16 protein-coding genes and 1 tRNA gene are annotated in these 20100 nt (G+C 59.8%); all 17 read left to right on the forward strand.

The window, feature by feature from the left end:
- Positions 1 to 172 precede the first annotated feature (172 nt).
- The 17 genes from Q0936_RS07375 (at position 173) to Q0936_RS07455 (ending at position 20080) form a co-directional block, all read left to right on the forward strand.
- Entirely contained in the window at positions 173 to 1867 is a 1695-nt protein-coding gene (locus Q0936_RS07375; RefSeq protein WP_299145494.1) for a BCCT family transporter, read from the forward strand.
- Positions 1868 to 1967: 100 nt separating this feature from the next.
- The gene (locus tag Q0936_RS07380; protein WP_299294355.1) at positions 1968 to 3194 is read left to right on the forward strand and encodes an aminotransferase class V-fold PLP-dependent enzyme; all 1227 of its coding nucleotides are present in this window, start codon (positions 1968 to 1970) and stop codon (positions 3192 to 3194) included.
- Positions 3195 to 3272: 78 nt separating this feature from the next.
- Positions 3273 to 4691, forward strand: a complete 1419-nt coding sequence (locus tag Q0936_RS07385) for a deoxyribodipyrimidine photo-lyase (protein ID WP_299294357.1) — start codon at positions 3273 to 3275, stop codon at positions 4689 to 4691.
- A gap of 75 nt (positions 4692 to 4766) precedes the next feature.
- Complete coding sequence (locus Q0936_RS07390; protein ID WP_299145488.1) at positions 4767 to 5975, forward strand: cyclopropane-fatty-acyl-phospholipid synthase family protein; 1209 nt, start codon at positions 4767 to 4769, stop codon at positions 5973 to 5975.
- Positions 5976 to 5994: 19 nt separating this feature from the next.
- Positions 5995 to 6435 (forward strand): TrgA family protein, encoded by a 441-nt coding sequence (locus Q0936_RS07395; RefSeq protein ID WP_299294359.1) that lies wholly within the window; start codon positions 5995 to 5997, stop codon positions 6433 to 6435.
- A 5-nt stretch (positions 6436 to 6440) separates the two neighbouring features.
- Positions 6441 to 7565: an NUDIX domain-containing protein gene (locus Q0936_RS07400; RefSeq protein WP_299294361.1), complete on the forward strand. Its 1125-nt coding sequence runs from the start codon at positions 6441 to 6443 to the stop codon at positions 7563 to 7565.
- A gap of 52 nt (positions 7566 to 7617) precedes the next feature.
- Entirely contained in the window at positions 7618 to 8646 is a 1029-nt protein-coding gene (locus tag Q0936_RS07405; protein WP_299294363.1) for a cysteine synthase A, read from the forward strand.
- A 3-nt stretch (positions 8647 to 8649) separates the two neighbouring features.
- On the forward strand, positions 8650 to 11001 hold the full coding sequence (locus Q0936_RS07410; RefSeq protein ID WP_299294365.1) for a DUF3772 domain-containing protein: 2352 nt from the start codon (positions 8650 to 8652) through the stop codon (positions 10999 to 11001).
- Positions 10998 to 11717, forward strand: a complete 720-nt coding sequence (locus Q0936_RS07415) for an alanyl-tRNA editing protein (RefSeq protein ID WP_299294367.1) — start codon at positions 10998 to 11000, stop codon at positions 11715 to 11717. The genes Q0936_RS07410 and Q0936_RS07415 overlap by 4 nt, the downstream gene beginning before the upstream one ends.
- A gap of 64 nt (positions 11718 to 11781) precedes the next feature.
- A tRNA-Ser gene (locus Q0936_RS07420) sits at positions 11782 to 11871 on the forward strand.
- A gap of 297 nt (positions 11872 to 12168) precedes the next feature.
- Positions 12169 to 13476, forward strand: coding sequence for a histidinol dehydrogenase (gene hisD / locus Q0936_RS07425; protein ID WP_299294368.1), 1308 nt, complete (start codon positions 12169 to 12171; stop codon positions 13474 to 13476).
- 54 nt (positions 13477 to 13530) lie between these two features.
- On the forward strand, positions 13531 to 14511 hold the full coding sequence (locus Q0936_RS07430) for an alcohol dehydrogenase catalytic domain-containing protein (RefSeq protein ID WP_299294370.1): 981 nt from the start codon (positions 13531 to 13533) through the stop codon (positions 14509 to 14511).
- 24 nt (positions 14512 to 14535) lie between these two features.
- On the forward strand, positions 14536 to 15042 hold the full coding sequence (locus Q0936_RS07435) for a sulfopyruvate decarboxylase subunit alpha (RefSeq protein ID WP_299145470.1): 507 nt from the start codon (positions 14536 to 14538) through the stop codon (positions 15040 to 15042).
- A complete protein-coding gene (comE, locus tag Q0936_RS07440) occupies positions 15039 to 15593 on the forward strand; it encodes a sulfopyruvate decarboxylase subunit beta (RefSeq protein ID WP_299145468.1) in 555 nt (184 codons plus the stop codon). The genes Q0936_RS07435 and comE overlap by 4 nt, the downstream gene beginning before the upstream one ends.
- A gap of 167 nt (positions 15594 to 15760) precedes the next feature.
- The gene (locus Q0936_RS07445) at positions 15761 to 18523 is read left to right on the forward strand and encodes a methyl-accepting chemotaxis protein (RefSeq protein ID WP_299377976.1); all 2763 of its coding nucleotides are present in this window, start codon (positions 15761 to 15763) and stop codon (positions 18521 to 18523) included.
- Entirely contained in the window at positions 18492 to 19571 is a 1080-nt protein-coding gene (locus Q0936_RS07450; RefSeq protein ID WP_299294375.1) for a chemotaxis protein CheB, read from the forward strand. Before Q0936_RS07445 ends, Q0936_RS07450 begins: the two co-directional genes overlap by 32 nt.
- Before the next feature lie 128 nt (positions 19572 to 19699).
- Entirely contained in the window at positions 19700 to 20080 is a 381-nt protein-coding gene (locus tag Q0936_RS07455; RefSeq protein ID WP_299294377.1) for a chemotaxis protein CheD, read from the forward strand.
- Positions 20081 to 20100 lie beyond the last annotated feature (20 nt).

The following is a 20100-nucleotide window of genomic DNA, read 5'->3' on the forward strand; positions in this document are numbered from 1 at the left end:
GATTCGCCCGCGAATCCGCCAGAATCATTGAAGATCAGCGCCGCTTTTTCACCGCTGTCGGAAAACGGCAGAATTTTGCAGCAAACGACCCCGCAGAGCGGAATTAACACTTCGTCAATCTCTCGGCGCGTGGTTTCCTGACTGTCATAAAAAAGACAACAGGAAGGAAGCCATGTCTATTCAACCTCCTCTCACGGAGCTTCCCATCAAAACCGCTGATACGGGGTTTTATCGGGGCTTCAGTGTCAACGTCGCGGTGATCAGTAAGATCATCATCAGCATGCTCGTCGTCTGGTGCATCGTCTGGCCAACCGAGGCGGGCACGATCCTGGGTGACTGGAACAGCGTCATCCTGTCGAACTTTGCCGCCTGGTACATCTGGGTCGTGACGTTCTTTGTGATCGTCTGCATCGGTTTGGCCATCTGGCCCACAGCAGGCAAGCTGAACCTTGGCCAGCCGGGCGAGAAACCAGAGTTTACCAACTTCTCCTGGTTCTCGATGATGTTCGGCGCCGGGATCGGTGTTGGCATGCTGACATGGGCCGTCGCCGAGCCTGTGGCACACTTCAAAAACAACCCGTCCGTCATTCAGGGCGCGACAACAGCACTGGGCGAGGACAACGTGCGCGAGGCCTATGTCTGGTCGTTCCTGCACTGGGGTCTGGGCGCGTGGGCGTGCTACGCCATCGCGGGTCTGGCTCTGGCCTTCTTCAGCTACCGTCGCGGCCTGCCGCTGACGATCCGGTCGTCGCTGACGCCGCTCTTTGGCGCGCGGCTTTCGGGTCTGCTGGGCAACATCATCGACATCGTCGCCGTGGTTGCGACCATCCTCGGTGTGGCACAGACGCTGGGCTTTGGCGTGGAACAGTTCGTTGCGGGTCTGACCCGTATCGGCATCGGCGGTCTGGTGCTCGAAGACGGCTCTGCAACAACGCTGGGCATCATCGTGGCGCTGCTTGTCATCATGGGGGCCTCGACACTGTCGGCGCTGTCCGGTGTTGGCAAGGGCATCAAATGGCTGTCCAACATCAACATGGTGCTGTCGATTGTCCTGCTCGGCTTCTTCATCATCTTTGGTGCGACATTCTTTGGGGCCACAGCGTTCTTTGTGGGGATCTGGGATTACCTGATCGCACTCCCATGGCTCAGCTTCAACGTCTACAGTTCTGACGGCGTCGAAGGCTCCGAAGCGTTCCTGCTCACACAATGGCAGGGCTGGTGGCCGGTGTTCTACTGGGCCTGGTGGATCGCATTCGCCCCCTTCGTGGGTCTGTTCCTTGCGCGCATCTCGCGTGGTCGGACCATCCGCGAATTCGTACTGGGTGCCATGATCGTGCCGTCGCTGATGTGCTTTGTCTGGTTCTCCTGGGCCGGTGGCACAGCGATCGACCTGGAACTGAACGGTGAGGCCAACGGCCTGATCCTGGATGCGGCCAATGGTGACAAGATCTTTGCCATGACCGAATTCATGCTGGCCCCCATCGCACAGGCGCTGGCCTGGGGCATGGCGGTTCTGATCGTTGTGCTGTTGATGACGTTCCTGGTCACATCCGCTGACTCTGCGGTTCTGATCGTGAACACCATCAACGCCGCGGGCGACGAAGGTCCCAAGGCGCGCCCCCACATCCTGTTCTGGGGCGCCGCCCTGGGTCTGGTTGTTGCGGGTCTGCTGATCTCTGGTGGCACCGGTGCCATTCAGACTGCGATGGTGATCGGCGCGCTGCCGTTCTCAATCGTGATGGCGCTGATGTGCATCGCGCTGATCAAGGCGATCTACAACGATGGCCGCCGCGAGGCGGCAGGTGTACCGGCGGTGCATTCGGAAATTCCGGGTGCCACAGGGAATGGCCTGTCACCTGCTGAATAAGCTCTGACTTTCCTGTTGCCCGTTGGGGCAACTGGGATAACATCGAAAGGCCCCGACCGGATGGTTGGGGCCTTTTTCTGTCCCGTCGGAGTGTTGGCCATTGTCCCTTGATCTCGAATTTGTCCGCGCACAGTTTCCTGCGTTTTCCGAACCGTCCTTGCAGGGGCAGGCGTTCTTTGAGAACGCGGGCGGCAGCTATGCCTGCAAGCAGGTCATTGACCGGCTGACGCGGTTTTACACCCAGCGCAAGGTGCAGCCCTATGCCGACTATGACGCTTCGCGTCTGGGCGGTCTGGAAATGGATGAGGCGCGCGACCGCATGGCCGCGATCCTTGGCGTGGAAACGGACGAGCTGAGCTTTGGTCCGTCCACCACCCAGAACGTCTATGTGCTGGCGCAGGCCTTTGCACAGATGATGAAACCGGGCGAGGCGATCATCGTCACCAATCAGGATCACGAGGCCAACACCGGGCCATGGCGGCGGCTGGCCGAGCGCGGGATCGAGGTGCGCGAATGGCAGGTTGACCCGGCCACAGGGCATCTGGATCCCGCCGCCCTAGAGGACATGCTCGACGAAAGCGTACGTCTCGTCTGTTTTCCGCATTGCTCCAATGTCGTGGGCGAGATCAACCCGGTGACAGAGATCACCGCGCTGTCCCATGCTGCGGGCGCGTTTGTCTGTGTGGACGGGGTCAGCTATGCGCCGCACGGGTTTCCCGATGTGGGCGCGCTTGGTCCCGACATTTACATGTTCTCCGCCTACAAAACCTATGGCCCGCACCAGGGGTTGATGGTGGTCCGGCGTGCCTTGGGCGAATTGCTGCCCAATCAGGGACACTACTTTAACGCAGGTTCCCTGTCCAAGCGGTTTACGCCCGCCGGACCCGACCACGCGCAGGTGGCGGCCTGTGCTGGCATGGCTGATTATGTGGACGCGCTCTTTGACCACCATACGGGTGGGGGTGAGGCACAAGTGTCCCCGCGGGGACAGACCGTCCATGACCTGATGCGCGACCGCGAAGTCGTCGCTCTGCGCCGCGTTATGGACGCACTCAAGGACCGCAACGACCTGCGCGTTCTAGGCCCCACCGATGCCACCCGGCGTGCACCAACGGTTGCGCTGGAAGTGGGCCGCGACCCTGTTGCCGTTGCCGCCGCGTTGGCGCGTCACGGCGTGATGGCAGGGGGTGGCGATTTCTATGCCGTCCGTGTCCTCGAGGCGATGGGCGTGGACCCGTCGCGCGGTGTTTTGAGGCTCAGTTTCACGCATTACACGAACGACGCAGAGATCGATCAGCTGCTGGTCGCACTCGACGCCGTTTTGTGACCTTAAGTCATCCTGTTTTCTGTTGATCCGAATGGTGTCGGGCTACGTAAGTCTCGGTAACAAAAGAAAGACAGGGACGTGAGCAGTTCACCCATCATCATGTGGTTCCGCAGGGACCTGCGGTTTAGCGATCATCCAGCGCTGGCCGCCGCGTGCGAGACCGGTCGTCCGGTGATCCCGGTTGTGATCCGCGATGCTTCTGTCGATGATCTGGGGGCCGCACCCAAGTGGCGGTGGGGCCTCGGTGTTGATCATCTGGGCCAAAGCCTCGCTGCGGCGGGCAGCCGTCTGACCTATCGCTCCGGGCCTGCGCTGGACGTCCTCAAAGCGCTGATCGCCGAGACGGGGGCAGAGGCCGTGTATTGGTCGCGCCTTTACGATCCGCAGGCCGTCGCCCGTGATACAGAGGTCAAGGCCGCCCTTAAAGAGCAAGGCATCGACGCGCGCAGCTTTGGCGGGCATCTGATGTTCGAGCCGTGGACCACCGAGACCAAGACCGGTGGCTTTTACAAGGTCTACACCCCGTTCTGGAAATCGGTAAAGGATCGCACCGTCGACGCCCCGCTGCCTGCACCTGGAAAGATACCAGCACCACAAAGCTGGCCTGTAACGGACAATCTGGCAGACTGGTCACTGGGCGCAGCCATGAACCGAGGGGCGGCCATCGTGCGGCCCTATGTGCGTCTGGGCGAAAGCGCGGCGCAAGACCGCCTTGGCGCGTTCATCGCATCACGCGTGGCCACCTATGACGCGGGCCGCGACATCCCCGCCGAAGACCGCACGTCCAACCTGTCGGAAAACCTCGCCCTCGGAGAGATCAGCCCGCACCAGTGCTGGCACGCCGCCATCCGTGCCCGTGAAGAGGGCAAACCGGGGGCTGAGACCTATCTCAAGGAACTGGTCTGGCGCGAGTTTGCCTACCACCTGATGCACCACACGCCGCGCATCCTGGATGCCAACTGGAAACCCGACTGGGACGCGTTCCCGTGGAACACAGACGACACCACACCCGACGTTCAGGCGTGGAAAATGGGGCGCACCGGCATCCGCTTTGTCGATGCGTCCATGCGCGAGATGTACGTGACGGGCCGCATGCACAATCGGGGCCGCATGATCGTGGCGAGTTACCTTACAAAACACCTTCTAACCCATTGGCGCATAGGCCAAAAGTGGTTTGACGACTGCCTGATCGACTGGGACCCTGCCGCCAATGCAATGGGATGGCAATGGTCGGCGGGATCGGGCCCTGATGCCACGCCCTATTTCCGGGTGTTCAACCCGGTCACGCAGCTCGACAAGTTTGACAAGAACCGAGACTACGTGACCCGCTGGATCGCCGAAGGGCGCAGCAACAAACACGCGGACGCACTATCATACTTTGAGGCGATCCCTCAGGCGTGGGGCCTGTCACCGGACGCCCCCTATCCCGACCCGATCGTGGCCGCGGATCAAGGGCGCAAAATCGCGCTAAGTGCCTATGAAAACCGGGATTTTTGAACACAATTTGGTGCGCGCGCTTGCGTGACACTGACTGTCAAGCTAGCTTGACAAAAATGCGAACGGGGAGAGCGCATGATCAAGACCACAACAGACGGCGAACGGAATTTGCCGCGCTATTTCGCCCGCGCGTTCACACTGCTGAAAACGATGAACCGGGGGCGCATCGACTTTGTCCTTTCTGATGGCCGTCACTTTCGCGCCGAAGGTCCAAATCCGGGCCCGGTGGCCGAGGTGCATGTCCACAACAACGATTTGTTTGCGCGGTTGATCCGCGAAGGCGATCTGGGGTTCTGCGACGCATATCTGGACGAATGGTGGACCACACCGGACCTGCAGGCGTTCATGGACTGGGCGCATGCGGACAATGATGACATCTATGATGGCTTTCCCGGCATGGGTCTGGTGCGCCGTTTTGAAAAGTTTCGCTTTTGGCTGCAACGCAACAACCGGCAACAGGCGCGCAAAAACATCAGTTATCACTACGACCTGGGCAACGAGTTTTATGGCCTGTGGCTGGACGACACGATGACCTATTCGTCAGCGTTGTTCGAGACCGGACAGGAAAGCCACGAGGCGGCACAAATTGCGAAATATGCCAGCATGGTTGACCAGATGGGCGCGCAACCCGGCGACCATATCCTTGAGATCGGTTGCGGTTGGGGCGGCTTTGCCGAATACGCCGCCAAGGAACGTGGCCTGAAGGTTACGGGGCTGACGATCAGCGAAGAGCAGTTTAAGTACGCGCAGGAACGCATTGAAAAGGCTGGCCTTTCAGACCAGGTCGACTTCAAGCTGCAAGACTACCGGGATGAGCGTGGCACCTATGACGGCATCGCCAGCATCGAGATGTTCGAGGCGGTGGGCGAAAAATACTGGCCTGTCTATTTCGAGACTGTACGCGAGCGGCTGAAACCCGGCAAGAACGCGACGCTTCAGATCATCACGGTGCAGGACCGTCGTTGGGACGTTTACAAACGTGGTGTGGATTTCATCCAGAAGTACATCTTTCCGGGCGGTATGCTGCCCAGCCCGTCGGCGTTGCGCGAGCAGATCGTCAAGGCGGGGCTCGCCGTTGAGCGGTCGGTTGAGTTTGGTCAGAGTTACAACATCTCGCTGCGTCGCTGGCATGAGACATTCAACGAAAAGTGGGATCAGATCGCTGATATGGGATTTGATGACCGGTTTCGCAGGATGTGGAATTTTTACCTCACCTCTTGCGCGGCGACGTTCGAAAGTGCCAACTGCGACGTGACCCAGATCACGATCAAAAGACCCGGATAAACGATGATGGACACGACCCATGCCTGACGCAGCCAAATTGGTGGCCGGCATCGGCTTGGGCCTGCTTGCCTTTGTAGTGTCGGGCATGATCATGCCCCTGTTCGAAGAAGGCACGAATTTCGGCTGGTTCACGCAGGTGAACGTGTTGGTCGGTATTCTGACGGGCTGGTTTGTCGTGGGTGGCCGCGCAGGCCGCGGGATGGTGTCGGCGGTGAATGTGGGCCTGACGGGTCCTGTGGTCATGGTGTTCTGGGCGCTGTTCATCCAATCGTGCAACGAAATGGTGCGCATCGCGATGAAGAACCGTTATGATGGCGCGTTCGAAGCCTTGGTTGCGGTGTTCGAGATCGGTGCTGAATGGGCGCTCTTGATGACGACGATCCCGGTCTGGGCCACCTTGCTGGCTGGCGGCGTTGTTGTCGGGTTGCTGACCGAATATGCGTGGCGGACCTGGCGTTAATCCCCATGAAAAACTTGTTCTTTTACGGCTCTTTGCGCCACGTTCCTTTGTTGGAATTTGTGTTGGGGCGCGGCGCGGACCAGTTGGACCTGTCTGACGCGGCGTTGGCGGATCATGCCGTGTTGGCCGCACCGGGCGGCGTGTTTCCGGTGCTGGTGCCGCAGGCGGGCGCAGTGGCGCAGGGCATTCTGGTGCGCGGGTTGAGTGAGGCGGATGTTGCGCGCTTGCGGTTTTACGAGGGCGGGTTCGACTATGATCTGTGCCAGATCAAGTTGATCTCGGGCGCGCAGGCCGAGGTGTTTATGCCTTCGCCCACAGTCGAAGTGACAGAGGCGGCGTGGGCCCTGGACCGCTGGGTGCAAGATTGGGGCGCGATGAGCCTGGCCGCTGCTGACGAGGTTATGGCGGCGTACGGCGTGGCATCGCCCGAAGAGATCGCGGCCCGGTTCCCTCGCATCCGCGCGCGCGCCTGGAGCCGGGTGTTGGCCAAGTCGGGCCGCCATGGACAGGGCGTTCTGGATGGCCGGGTCGAGATTGTTGACCGGCGCCGGGCGCACACCAACTTTTTCGGGCTCGATGAAATACAGCTGCGTCACGAGACCTTTGACGGGGGCATGTCCGAGGTGCTGGACCGGGCGGTGTTCATCTCGTCCGACGCGGCAGTGGTGTTGCCCTACGATCCGGTGCGAGACCGGGTGCTGTTGGTTGAGCAAATTCGGTTGGGCGCTGTTGGGCGGCACGATTCGGTTGTGTGGCAGATGGAGCCGGTGGCCGGTCTTGTTGATCCCGGTGAGCGTCCCGAAGATGCGGCCCATCGCGAGGCGTTTGAAGAGGCGGGGCTGAGATTTGTCGCGCTGGAGCCTGTGGGTGAGTGCTATGCGTCACCTGGGTCGTCGACGGATTTCTTTCACCTTTACGTGGGTTTATGCGACTTACCTGATGAAGCGGGTGGCGTTGGCGGGGAAGAATCCGAGGGTGAAAACATCCGGTCGCATCTGATGTCTTTTGAGGCACTGTTGGAGCTGGCCGAGGCGCGCAAAACCGCGAATGTTCCATTGACCCTTTTGACCTATTGGTTGGCGCATCACCGCACACGTCTGCGCAGCGGCGCACAGAGCGTCGTGGGTTGAGGTCGCACATCGCGCCCGCTACACCTGAGTGAAAGAGAAAAGGAACGCTGTCATGCACTATGCTTCGGATCTGGCTGCGGCCGTTGGAAATACCCCGTTGATCAAGCTGCGCAAGGCCAGCGAAGAGACCGGGTGCACCATTCTGGGCAAGGCGGAGTTCATGAACCCCGGCCAGTCGGTCAAGGACCGCGCGGCGCTGTCGATCATCGAGGATGCGGTGGCATCGGGCGCGCTGAAGCCCGGCGGCACGATTGTCGAAGGCACGGCCGGGAACACGGGCATCGGTCTGGCGCTGGTCGGCGCGTCGATGGGGTTCAAGACAGTCATCGTGATCCCCGAAACCCAGAGCCAGGAAAAGAAGGATATGCTGCGCCTTGCGGGTGCAGAGTTGGTTCAGGTGCCTGCCAAACCCTATGCCAACATCAACAACTATATCCGCTATTCGCAACGTTTGGCGGAGAAGCTGAATGAAACGGAGCCGCATGGTGCGGTCTGGGCCAATCAGTTCGACAACGTGGCCAACCGCCGGGCGCATGTGAAAACGACCGGTCCGGAAATCTGGGAACAGACCGGTGGCAAAGTCGACGGCTTTACCTGTGCTGTCGGCTCGGGCGGGACGCTGGCGGGCGTGGCCGAAGTGTTGCAGCCCAAGGGCGTCAAGATCGCTCTGACCGATCCCGAAGGCGCGGGCCTGTTCAAGATCTATACCGGCGAGGAAAACCCCGGCAACTCTATCACCGAAGGCATCGGGCAGGGGCGCATCACTGCCAACCTCGAAGGGTTCACGCCGGACATGGTGTACCGGGTGCCGGATGCGGAGGCCTGCGAGATCGTCTTTGATCTGATGCAGAATGAAGGCCTGTGCATGGGCGGATCAACCGGGGTGAACATTGCGGGCGCCATGCGCCTCGCACGCGATCTGGGGCCAGGCCACACCATCGTGACCATCCTGTGCGATTTCGGTACGCGCTATCAGTCCAAACTGTTCAACCCCGATTTCCTGAAGGAAAAGGGGTTGCCGGTGCCGCAATGGCTCGACCAGGGGCCTGCGAGCATTCCCGGCGTGTTCGAGGACGTGTGACGCGTGCAGGGTTTTGCCCACGTATGGCAGGTGTTGCGCGCGGTTTGCGTGGTGCTGGTGCTGTCTGTGTCGATGGCCTGGGCGCAGCAGGTGTCCGCCCCCAATTACGCCGAATGGCAAAGCGTTGCGACGCGCGCCGAGCAAGCGGTCGAGGCCGCGCAGGCCTCTGATGAGGCGCTCACCACTTTGCGGGCCGAAGTCGCCGGGTGGCGGCAGCAATTCCAGGCACAACTGACGGCCAATGACAGCCGGTTGCAGACGCTGGCCGACCAGATCGACGCGCTGGGGCCAGCGCCCGCAGAGGGCGAAAGCGAAGCCAGTGAAATCGCAGCGCGACGCGCCGAACTGAGCGCACAGCGCGAGCGTTTGTCGACGCCCCGGCGCACGGCCGAAGAAGCGTTTAGCCGCGCCAACGGTGTGATCGCCGAAATCGACGAGATCCTGAGACAGCGGCAGGCGGATGCGTTGCTGAACGCAGGCCCATCGCCCGTGAACCCGACCCATTGGCCCGGCGCGTTGCGCCATGCAACCGAGAGCGCGGGCGCCATTCTGGCCAGCGTTCAACAGGCTTGGCACAACCCGGCAGCGCGTGCGCGGGCGCAGGACAACCTGCCATTGGTGCTGATGCTGCTGGCTGTTGGGCTGGTTCTGGTCAGCCGGTCGCGGCGCTGGTCTGAAGTGCTGGCGACACGCATTCAGCGTGCCGACAGTGGATACGGGGCCGAAGCGGCAGGGTTCGTGGTGTCACTGGGCCAGATCCTGCTGCCCATGCTGGGTCTGTTTGCCATTGTCCGTGCGATCGGGGTGACCGAGCTGTTGGGTCAACGGGGCGCTGTTCTGTTGAATGCGCTCGAGCCGATGGGCCTGACGTTGTTCTTTTCGCTGTGGCTGGCCAGCCGCATTTTCCCGCGCAGTGACACGCTGCGCACGCCGCTTGCCTTGCCGCCGGAACGCCGGGTCGAGGGTAACATCTATACCGTTGTGCTGGGCGTCGTCTTTGCCGCCTATATCCTGCTCAACGCATTTTCCGACTATGACCGTTATGATCTGCCTGCGCTTGCGGTTCTGAATTTCCCGCTGACGCTGGTGGGTGGACTGTTGTTGATGCGCATGGGCTGGCTGATGCGCCGCAACCTGCAGCACAGGTCCGAGGACAACCCGGATTTCGATGGGGATTACGCATCGCGTTTCGTCGGCCTGCTCGGGCGTCTGGTGTCGGTGGCAGGTTTGGTGGCACCGATCCTTGCGGCATTGGGGTACGGCGCGGCGGCGCAATCGCTGGTCTATCCGACCATCCTGACGCTGGCGCTGGTCGGCACGGTTGCATTGATGCAGCGTTTTCTGCGCGATCTCTATGCGACGCTGCGACCCGGTGAAGGAGCCGCCGAAAGCCTGATCCCGACGCTGGCCAGTTTCGTGCTGGTGCTGCTGTCCTTGCCGCTGTTGGCGTTAATTTGGGGCGCGCGGATCACCGATCTGACCGAAGTTTGGGCGCGCCTGCGCTCTGGGCTGACCATTGGCGACATGACGATTTCGCCGGGCAGTTTCTTTACCCTGATCATCGTCTTTGTGCTGGGCTATTTGCTGACGCGCGGCGTGCAGGGCGCGATGAAGACGTCCGTTCTGCCCAAGACGCGGATTGATCCCGGTGGACAGACGGCCATCGTGTCCGGACTGGGCTATGTCGGGATATTCCTTGCGGCCCTTGTGGCGATCACGGCGGCGGGTCTGGACCTGTCGAGCCTTGCGATTGTGGCCGGTGCGCTGTCGGTGGGCATCGGTTTTGGTTTGCAGACGGTGGTGTCGAATTTCGTCTCAGGCATCATCCTGTTGATCGAGCGCCCGATTTCCGAAGGCGACTGGATCGAGGTTGGTGGGCAAATGGGGTATGTCCGGTCGATCTCTGTTCGGTCGACGCGGATCGAGACCTTTGACCGGACGGATGTGATTGTCCCCAATGCCGATCTGATTTCCGGTACAGTGACAAACTATACCCGTGGCAACACGGTGGGGCGTGTGATCATCCCGGTTGGTGTGGCCTATGGCACCGATACGCGGCATGTGGAGCGGGTGCTGAAGGAAATCGCGGACGCGCATCCGATGGCTTTGGCCAATCCTGCTCCGATGATCCTCTTTGCCGGGTTCGGGGCTGACAGTCTCGATTTCGAGATCCGCATGATCCTGCGGGATGTGAACTGGATGATGTCCGTCAAGAATGAGGTCAATCACCAGATCGCCGCCCGGTTTGCCGAAGAGGGGATCGAGATACCCTTTGCCCAGCGGGATGTGTGGTTGCGCAACCCAGAGGCATTGCAGCCGCGCGCGCCTGCGCCGGATCAGGAAGGTGACAGATGACCGAGATGATGTTTCGCGACGACGCTTATCTGCGAGAGGCGGAGGCCACCGTGGTGGCACACACACCGGAGGGCGGGATCGTTTTGGACCGCACGTTGTTTTATCCCACGGGTGGTGGACAGCCGGGGGACAGCGGTTCGATCGCCTGGTCCGGGGGAGACATTTCGATTGCGACGGCGATCAAGGGGGAGGGCGACGCCATTGTGCTGGTCCCTGCCGAGCCGCGCGTGCTGCCGACGGTTGGGTCCGTTGTGACGCAAGCCCTCGATTGGGACCGCCGGTTTGCGCACATGCGTGTGCACACCGCGCTGCACCTGTTGTCGGTGGCCTTGCCGTTTGGTGTCACTGGCGGGGCCATCGGTGCGGGTCGTGGGCGGCTGGATTTCGACATGGCCGACGCCCCGCAAGACCGCGACGGATTGCAGCAGGCCTTGAACGATCACGTTTCTGCCGACCTGCGCGTCAGCGAGGAATGGATCACCCAAGACGATCTGGACGCCAATCCAGGCATGGTCAAAACCCTGTCGGTGCAACCACCGCGCGGGGCAGGGCGCATTCGTCTGGTCCGCATCGGTGACGGTGACAATGTTGTCGACTTGCAACCCTGCGGTGGCACGCACGTGGCGCGCACGGGTGAGATTGGCACCCTGCGCATCGGCAAGATCGAAAAGAAGGGCCGCATGAACCGCCGTGTTTACCTGCATCTCGACGACTAGGCGCATTTTTGTGGCATCTAGCGTCTTGCCTTTCTGTGTCGGAATTGGATAGAGACAGCGTCACGGACAGGTGGCCGAGTGGTCGAAGGCGCACGCCTGGAAAGTGTGTAGGCGGGAGACCGTCTCCAGGGTTCGAATCCCTGTCTGTCCGCCACCCACCTCATTTGTGCATCTGTAGGGCCCCTGGTGGGGGTGTTCTCAGTTGTCTGATGTCCGCCTGAATGTTGAGTCTTGAATACTAGCCGCATAGAATTCGGTGATAATTGAGACAAACGTCAATTTGCGCACAGCGACATTCGAAAATCGTGAATAGTGAGACAAATGTTTTCAATAAATGGCACATGAGGCCGTGCGCTTCTGTACCTGCTGAAATTTGCGTCTTACCTTGTGCGCAACGCGGCGACGGAATCCGTCCTGCGGCGCATCCGGCACAGACAGGGAATACACTCATATGGCACGCGAATACCTCAAGAAAGCGACGTTGACGGCACAATCGGGCGCGTCGGATGTGCGCGACACGGTGTCCGGCATTCTTGATGCGATCGAAGCAGGTGGCGATGCCGCTGCGCTGGACTATGCGGCCAAGTTCGACAAATACGAAGGCAGCGTTCTTTTGAGTGCCGAAGAGATTGCGGCGGCCAGCGCCCTCGTGCCGGAAAAGCTCAAGGCTGACATCCAGTTTGCCCACGAAAATGTGCGCAAGTTTGCCGAAGCCCAAAAAGACACCGTTGCCAACTTCGAGGTCGAAGTTGTGCCGGGCCTGATCGCGGGTCAAAAGGCGATCCCGGTCGATGCGGCGGGATGTTATGTGCCGGGTGGTCGGTACAGCCACATTGCCAGCGCCATCATGACGGTGACCACCGCCAAAGTCGCGGGATGTAACCATATCACCGCCTGTTCACCCCCCCGGCCCGGTGTTGGTGTGGCCCCAGCGATTGTCTATGCCGCGCATATCTGCGGTGCGGACAAGATCATGGCTATGGGCGGCGTGCAGGGTGTGGCCGCAATGACGTTTGGGCTGTTCGGCCTGCCCAAGGCGAACATCCTCGTGGGTCCGGGGAACCAGTTTGTGGCCGAGGCCAAGCGTATCCTCTTTGGCCGGGTGGGTATCGACATGATCGCGGGCCCCACCGACAGCCTGATCCTCGCGGATGCGTCGGCGGACCCGCACATTGTTGCCACGGATTTGGTCAGCCAGGCCGAACATGGGTACAATTCGCCCGTGTGGCTGGTCACGGATGACCGCGCGCTGGCCGAGGACGTGATGGGCCGCGTGCCAGGATTGATCGACGATCTGCCTGAGGTGAACCGCGACAACGCTTTTGCCGCGTGGCGCGACTATGCCGAGGTGATCGTCTGTGCGGACCGCGAAGAGATGGCGGCCTGTTCCGACGACTATGCGCCTGAACACCTGACGGTACAGGCGGAGGATCTAGAGTGGTGGCTGGAGCGGCTGACCTGCTACGGGTCGTTGTTCCTGGGCGAGGAGACCACCGTGTCATATGGCGACAAGGCATCGGGCACGAACCACGTTCTGCCGACCTCCGGGGCCGCAGGCTATACTGGTGGTCTGTCGGTGCACAAATACATGAAGATCGTCACATGGCAGCGTGCCACGCGCGAAGGGTCGCGCCCAGTGGCAGAGGCAACGGCCCGGATTTCCCGGCTGGAGGGGATGGAAGGGCATGCGCGCGCCGCGGACGTCCGGCTGGCCAAATACTTCCCCGGCGAGAACTTTGACCTCAGCGCGGATGGCTGACCCGGTATTCCGGGTTCCAAGGTTTGGTAGGCTGCGCTGGGAGGGAGAGGTACGATGAAGGCATTAGTATATGACGGGGTAGAGACCCTGGGATTTCGCGATGTGCCGGATGCTGTTGCGGCAGCGGGCCAAGAGTTGGTGCGCATCGAGGCATCAGGCATATGCGGGTCGGATATGCATGCCTATCTGGGTCACGATGACAGACGACCCGCGCCTTTGATCCTGGGCCACGAAGCGGCGGGTGTGATTGTGGGCGGTGCGCGTGACGGAACCCGCGTGACCATCAACCCGCTGGTCAATTGCGGCACCTGTCCCGCCTGTGTGTCGGGTCGTGAAAACCTCTGTCCCGAACGCATGATCATTTCCATGCCGCCACGCGAGGGCGCGTTTGCGCAGTTCGTGGCGATGCGGCCCGAAAACCTTGTGACTGTGCCGGACGATGTGCCGCTGACCAAGGCGGCACTGGCTGAGCCTTTGGCGGTGAGCTGGCACGCGGCCAGGTTGGGTTTGGAGGCGTTGCATGCAGGCGCATCGCAGACCGCGCTGGTGATTGGCGGCGGTGCCATCGGGCTAGCCGCCGCACTGGCGCTCAAGGCGCAAGGGATGGACGACGTGACCATTGCTGAGCCCAGTGACACGCGCCGGGCGTTCCTGACTGAGCGCTGTGGTCAAACGGTTGTCCACGCGGGGACAGGTCAATACGGGCTGGTGGTGGACGCCGTGGGCTATTCCGCGACGCGCCAGGTGGCCTCGGCACTGGCAGAGCCGGGCGGTATGATCCTGCACATTGGTCTTGGCGAAGACGCCGGTGGTCTCGATGTGCGGCGCATGACGCTGCAAGAGATCACGTTTATCGGCACCTACACCTATACTGCGCAAGATTTCCGCGACACCTGTGCCGCGATTTTCGACGGCCGTCTTGGGCCGCTGGACTGGACAGAACACCGCCCCCTTGCCGAAGGGGCAGCGGCCTTTGCCGACCTGCGCGCAGGCGTTGTGGCGGCACCAAAGATCATTTTAACCCCCTGGACCTGACACCGGATCGGAGAACACAGACAAATGAACATAGACAAGAAGATCGCGGACGATCTTGTTGCGAACGATATTTCGTTTGTGACAACCGTGCCGTGCAAGCAGCTCGCCGGTGTGATCGAGGAAGTCGACACACGGGACGAAATTTTCCACATCCCGTCGAACAAGGAAGACGAGGGCATGGGCCTGTGCGCAGGCGCGTGGATGGGCGGGAAACGCCCCGCGATCATCATGCAGAACACGGCGATTGGCGTGACGATCAACACGCTGGCGACGCTGATCCAATACTACCGGATGCCGCTGCCGATGCTGATCTCGTACCGCGGTGAACTGCGCGAGCCGGTGGCCTGTCAGGTCGAAATGGCAGTGCACACCAAGGCGCTGTTGGCACAGATGGCGATCCCGACCTACCACTTCCACAAACAGTCGGACGTGGAAGAGCTGGATATGATCTTGAAGTACACATTCATGTGCAACAAACCGGTGGCGATCCTGACGGACGCCAATTTCTGGGGAGGCTATGGCGACCAATGATCCGTTCCGAAATTCTCAAAGAGATTGCCCCGATCCTGCGTGACCAGCTGGTTGTGTGCAACATCGGTATTCCCAGCCAGGAATTGCATGCCATCGACGATCAACCGACCAATTTCTATATGCTCGGCACGATGGGCCTGTCGTCTTCGATTGGTCTGGGCTTGGCGCTGGCGCAGGACAAGACCGTCATTTCCATTGACGGCGATGGGTCGGTTTTGACCAACCTGTGTACACTGCCGACCATCGCCAACAACGTGGCCGACAACTACATCCTGATGATCATCGACAATGGGTCCTATGGGTCCACTGGTGATCAACCGACCTACACGGGCAAAAAGACGTCGCTGGCCGGCATGGCGCGTGCGGCCGGCTGCGATAACGTGGTCGAAGTGATGGACGTCGACACCGGGCCTGCGCTGGAAAAGGCGATTGCCGAGCGCAAAATGACTGTGATGGTTGTGAAATGTGAGAGCGGCAATGCCAAGATGCCGGTCATCACGATGGATCCGGTTGTGATCAAGGACCGGTTCATGAAGGCCGTCCAGGCCTAAGCCCAAGGGCCGGTGGTTTTGCGCCACTGGCCCGATTGCATTAAGCCGCTCTTCATCCCTCTTTGCTTACTGTGCCGTCAAAGACATGCACGGGGTGCGCATAGATGGGCGTTGACTGGCGAAAGTCGCCGCGGATTTCTCTGAAACTGCCATTGATGATGTTTGCAATGGCGGCTGTGGCTATGCTGGCCATGGGGTTTTTCTCTTACCGCGTGGCCAAGACGGCACTGATTGAGCAAGGTCACGTGCGTTTGGATGCGACGACCCACGCACGGCAGGTGGAAATCGACGAGTGGCTGGACTGGACACTGGACGATATCGCGCTGCAATCGCAGAACCCGAATATCATCAATGCGTTGCGGTCCTTTGAGGGCGCGTGGCGCACGCTGGACGGCGATCCGACACAGTATTTGCGCAAGGTCTATGTCGACGATAACCCAAACCCGGTCGCCGAACGGGATGCACTGATCTATCCCGATGACAGGTCGGCCTATTCCCGTAACCATCGAAAACACCACGAATTTTTCCGATCTATGGCCAATCAACGTGGCTATGACGATGTCTTCCTCATTGGGCGGGACGGGGCGGTGTACTACTCCGTCTTCAAAGGTGCGGATTTTGCTGCGGCTGACACACCGCCATTGCTGCGCGATGCGGCCCTTGCGGCGTCGCGCGTCGAGGGTGGCTTGGGTGCTTTGGTCGATTTTGCAGTGCCTGAAGCGGCGGAAAAGCCGGTGACACATTTTGCCGCCGTGATCCGCGACGGCGGCGGTGATCCAATGGGAACTCTGGTGTACCGTGTGTCCGGCGATGCGATTGCGCGGATTCTGACACACTCGGTTGCCCTCAGCGATGATGGCGCGACTTACGTCACTGGCCGGGACGGTCTTGTCATCGCCTCGGTGCTGGAGCCCGGTGCGCGCGTTGCAGACATGGATGGGGCAACTGATGATGTCTTTGCCGAAGAAGCCCTGACAAAACAGGGGGCTGAGTGGCGCGTGGTGACACGTGAACCGATGGCACATCTCATTGCGCCTGCGACGTTGGTTCTGAATACGATGATGACCCAGGGTGCCATTGTCCTTGCGGTGATGACCTTGGCGGGCATGTTCATTGCCCGCGGTCTGGCTGCGCCATTGAACCAATTGCGGCGCGCCATGCGCATGATCGGTCAAGGGCGGTATGACGCCACCATACCCGCCACTGACCGGCGCGATGAAATCGGCGACATGGCCCGCACATTGAAGACGTTTCAGGGTACACTGCGCAACGCCGAAATTGCGATGCAAGACAACCGGATCAGAAGTGCAGCGATGGATGCCAGCTCTGCCGCTATGATCATTCTGGGCGCAGACGGATCAGAAACGTACAGGAATACGGCAGCGCAGGATCTGTGTGACAGGCTGGCATTGGCGGCAGAAACGCGGCCCTTGGCTGGACCGCCCTCGTGGCTTCCGTCCGCAACACGCGCCATTTTTGAGAGCAATCACCGGGAACGGCACCGTGCAGATTTGGTTATTGATGACGTGTCTTTGCACATCGTGCTCGATCCCATACGCGCCGCCGACGACACGATGGCGGGCTGGGTTCTTGAGTTGTCGGATGTTACCACCACCAGCCGTGAACAGGCCGTATTGCAAAGTTTGGACACACATCAAATTCGTGTGGATTTTTCACCCAGTGGAACGGTCTTGAAAGCCAACGGCAACTTCGTCGAGGCAGTTGGTCAAGAGGTTGTGGGCGTGTCTTGGTCAGAACTGAACGCGGATCAATCCTGGCAAGAGCTTGTGATCAAGGATCATTGGGATGGGTCGTTGGCGCTTTGTCCGTTTCAAATCGCAACTGTATTGCGGGGCAGTATGTCAGCCGTGCGTGATGCAGATGGCAAGGTGGTACAGTTTGTGCTGTTGGCCGCTGATGTCACAAAAGCCGTGCGTGCCTTGCAAGCTGCGGAAGCTCAGCGATCGTCCATGCAACAGACACAAACGCAGGTGGTGGATGTTTTGCGATCCGGCCTTGCCAAACTGTCGAACGGTGACTTGACCGTACGTCTCGAGGAACGCTTTACCGAGGATTATGAACAACTTAGACTAGACTTCAATGCCGCATGTGACACTTTGGAACGCGCGCTGCTTGAAGCGTCGCACACTGGTTTCACAATCCGCCAACAAAGCGCTGAGATTTCGACGGCGTCGCACCAACTGGCAAAACAAGGCGAGGCGCAAGCAATAGCCTTGCAACAAACGGCGCAAACGATGGATGCGTTGACCAAGAACGTTCAGACAGCCGCATCCCGCGCAAACGCGTCCAACCGAATGGTGAGCGAAACAAGCGCACGGGCGCAGGCACATGGGGCCATTTTGCAAGAAGCGGAAGCTGCCATGATTGCGATCCGGGACAGTTCTGGTGAAATTGCACATATCGTGTCGGTGATTGATGACATCGCGTTTCAGACCAATCTTCTCGCGCTGAACGCCGGCGTGGAAGCAGCACGCGCGGGCGAAGCGGGACGGGGTTTTGCCGTGGTTGCATCCGAAGTGCGCGCGCTCGCGCAACGAAGCGCAAACGCGGCGTCTCGAATTGGGGCGCTGATCCAAACAAGTGGGGATCATGTCCATCGTGGTGTGGATTTGTTTAGGGAAACAGGTAAGGCATTAAGTGAAATCGCAGACTCAGTGACCGACATCAGTGATCACATGACCAGTATAGCTGCAGCCAGTTCGGAACAGTCGCAAGCCATCGCGGATGTCAACGCAACGGTCTCGGACATTGACAGGTCCACACAAGAGCATGCCGCAATGTTCGAACAAACGTCTTCTTCGAGCCGAATACTACTGTCTCAATCGGAAGCGTTGACCGGTACTCTCAGTGAGTTTGTCTTGCGAGACAAGAGGCGGGATGGGCAAGAAGCCTATGCGCAGGCGGGCTGAGACCGTGAATGCGCTTCATGAAATGAAACCAAGCCGTGTTGTTGTTGTGGATGACTCCCGCACAATTCGGCGGTGGCTCACCAGCGTCGTCGCGACCGACCCTCGACTGGAGCTGGTTGGAACCGCCGGGTCCGCCGACGAGGCGCGTGCCGTGATCAAGGCGACAAATCCAGACGTTCTAACTTTGGACATTGAGATGCCCGGTATGAACGGTTTGGAGTTTCTTGGTCATATCATGCGATTGCGACCGATGCCGGTCATCGTTTTTTCCGGTGCATTTGACAGGCAACCCAATGCAGCCACACACGCGATGGCTGTTGGCGCTACTTTTTGTCTGAACAAGCCCGCGATCCCAACGCATGATGAAAATGCACACTTACGAGACTGCATTTACGCAGCCGCAACAGGTCGGGCGCTCCCGAACGTTGTAGACAGATCAACCAAACCCAATTTCGCCGACCAAATTCTGCTTGTTGGTGCTTCGACTGGAGGCGTGGGAGCGATTGAAGTCCTGGTCAACCAGCTGCCCGAGGATGCGCCGCCAATCGTAATTGCACAGCACATGCCACACAGTTATCTCAAGAGTTTCTCAAAACGGCTGAACCGCCTTGTCTCGCATGATATTGGCCTGGCTTCGGACGGTATGCGCCTAGCGCCTGGAGAGATCCGCATTGCGCCATCAACTGACGCTCAGACTTGTGTCACTTGGCACAGCGGAGCGTGGCATATCAACTTCACTGCAAAGAGAGTAGATCACACATTTTGCCCTTCGGTCGACGTATTGTTTGCATCAGCGGTCCCATGGGCACACCAAGTCGGCGCATTGTTATTGACTGGGCTCGGGACTGACGGCGCGAAAGGCATGTTGGCCCTTCGGCGCGGTGGAGCGACGACACTGGGACAATCACGGGACAGCTGTGCCGTTTACGGAATGCCGGGCGCTGCGTTGGCCATGAACGCGTCCGAAGCAGAATTCCCAATAGAGGAGATCGGAACCGAGATGCTGGCACGGCTAAAGGCTAAGGAGCATGAGGTTTATCCACTGTGACCGAACGGCGCATCCACATCACACAAGGTGAGTACGCGACATCGTCCTTCGATGAAGTGGTAATCTCTACTCTGTTAGGGTCCTGCGTGTCTTGCTGTTTGTGGGATGATCAAGCCGGTGTAGGCGGTATGAACCATATGCTTTTGGCTCAGGGTTCAGCGGGCGATACCGTTCGGACCCTGTCAGGTTTGAGCGCTATGGAGTTGCTGATCAACGACCTCGTCAAACTTGGTGCTTCAAAGCCCCGTTTGAAAGCAAAAGCATTTGGGGGCGCCAGAATGATCAAGGGGCTTTCCGATATTGGGGCCCAGAACGCAGAATTTACAGTTTCTTACCTGAAGAAAGAGGGCATTCCACTTGTTACCCAGTCTTTGGGTGGTACGCGAGCTCGAACACTGCGATTCTGGCCCACATCTGGACGTGTATTGCAAAGGGTGAGCGATACAGAAGTGGGGTGCATTGAGCCTCGGCCGACCCCGGCAATAGGCCATGATGTGGAGATCTTCTGAAAATGCTCCATACTCTTTCG

This window comes from uncultured Tateyamaria sp., assembly GCF_947488715.1.
Lineage (GTDB): Bacteria > Pseudomonadota > Alphaproteobacteria > Rhodobacterales > Rhodobacteraceae > Tateyamaria.

Bases quoted from the DNA above. Each gene is read 5' to 3' on its own strand.
- Q0936_RS07375 (WP_299145494.1), top strand. From the start codon at position 173: ATGTCTATTCAACCTCCTCTCACGGAGCTTCCCATCAAAACCGCTGAT.
- Q0936_RS07390 (WP_299145488.1), top strand. From the start codon at position 4,767: ATGATCAAGACCACAACAGACGGCGAACGGAATTTGCCGCGCTATTTC.
- Q0936_RS07395 (WP_299294359.1), top strand. From the start codon at position 5,995: ATGCCTGACGCAGCCAAATTGGTGGCCGGCATCGGCTTGGGCCTGCTT.
- Q0936_RS07400 (WP_299294361.1), top strand. From the start codon at position 6,441: ATGAAAAACTTGTTCTTTTACGGCTCTTTGCGCCACGTTCCTTTGTTG.
- Q0936_RS07405 (WP_299294363.1), top strand. From the start codon at position 7,618: ATGCACTATGCTTCGGATCTGGCTGCGGCCGTTGGAAATACCCCGTTG.
- Q0936_RS07415 (WP_299294367.1), top strand. From the start codon at position 10,998: ATGACCGAGATGATGTTTCGCGACGACGCTTATCTGCGAGAGGCGGAG.
- hisD (WP_299294368.1), top strand. From the start codon at position 12,169: ATGGCACGCGAATACCTCAAGAAAGCGACGTTGACGGCACAATCGGGC.
- Q0936_RS07430 (WP_299294370.1), top strand. From the start codon at position 13,531: ATGAAGGCATTAGTATATGACGGGGTAGAGACCCTGGGATTTCGCGAT.
- Q0936_RS07435 (WP_299145470.1), top strand. From the start codon at position 14,536: ATGAACATAGACAAGAAGATCGCGGACGATCTTGTTGCGAACGATATT.
- comE (WP_299145468.1), top strand. From the start codon at position 15,039: ATGATCCGTTCCGAAATTCTCAAAGAGATTGCCCCGATCCTGCGTGAC.
- Q0936_RS07445 (WP_299377976.1), top strand. From the start codon at position 15,761: ATGGCGGCTGTGGCTATGCTGGCCATGGGGTTTTTCTCTTACCGCGTG.
- Q0936_RS07450 (WP_299294375.1), top strand. From the start codon at position 18,492: ATGGGCAAGAAGCCTATGCGCAGGCGGGCTGAGACCGTGAATGCGCTT.
- Q0936_RS07455 (WP_299294377.1), top strand. From the start codon at position 19,700: ATGAACCATATGCTTTTGGCTCAGGGTTCAGCGGGCGATACCGTTCGG.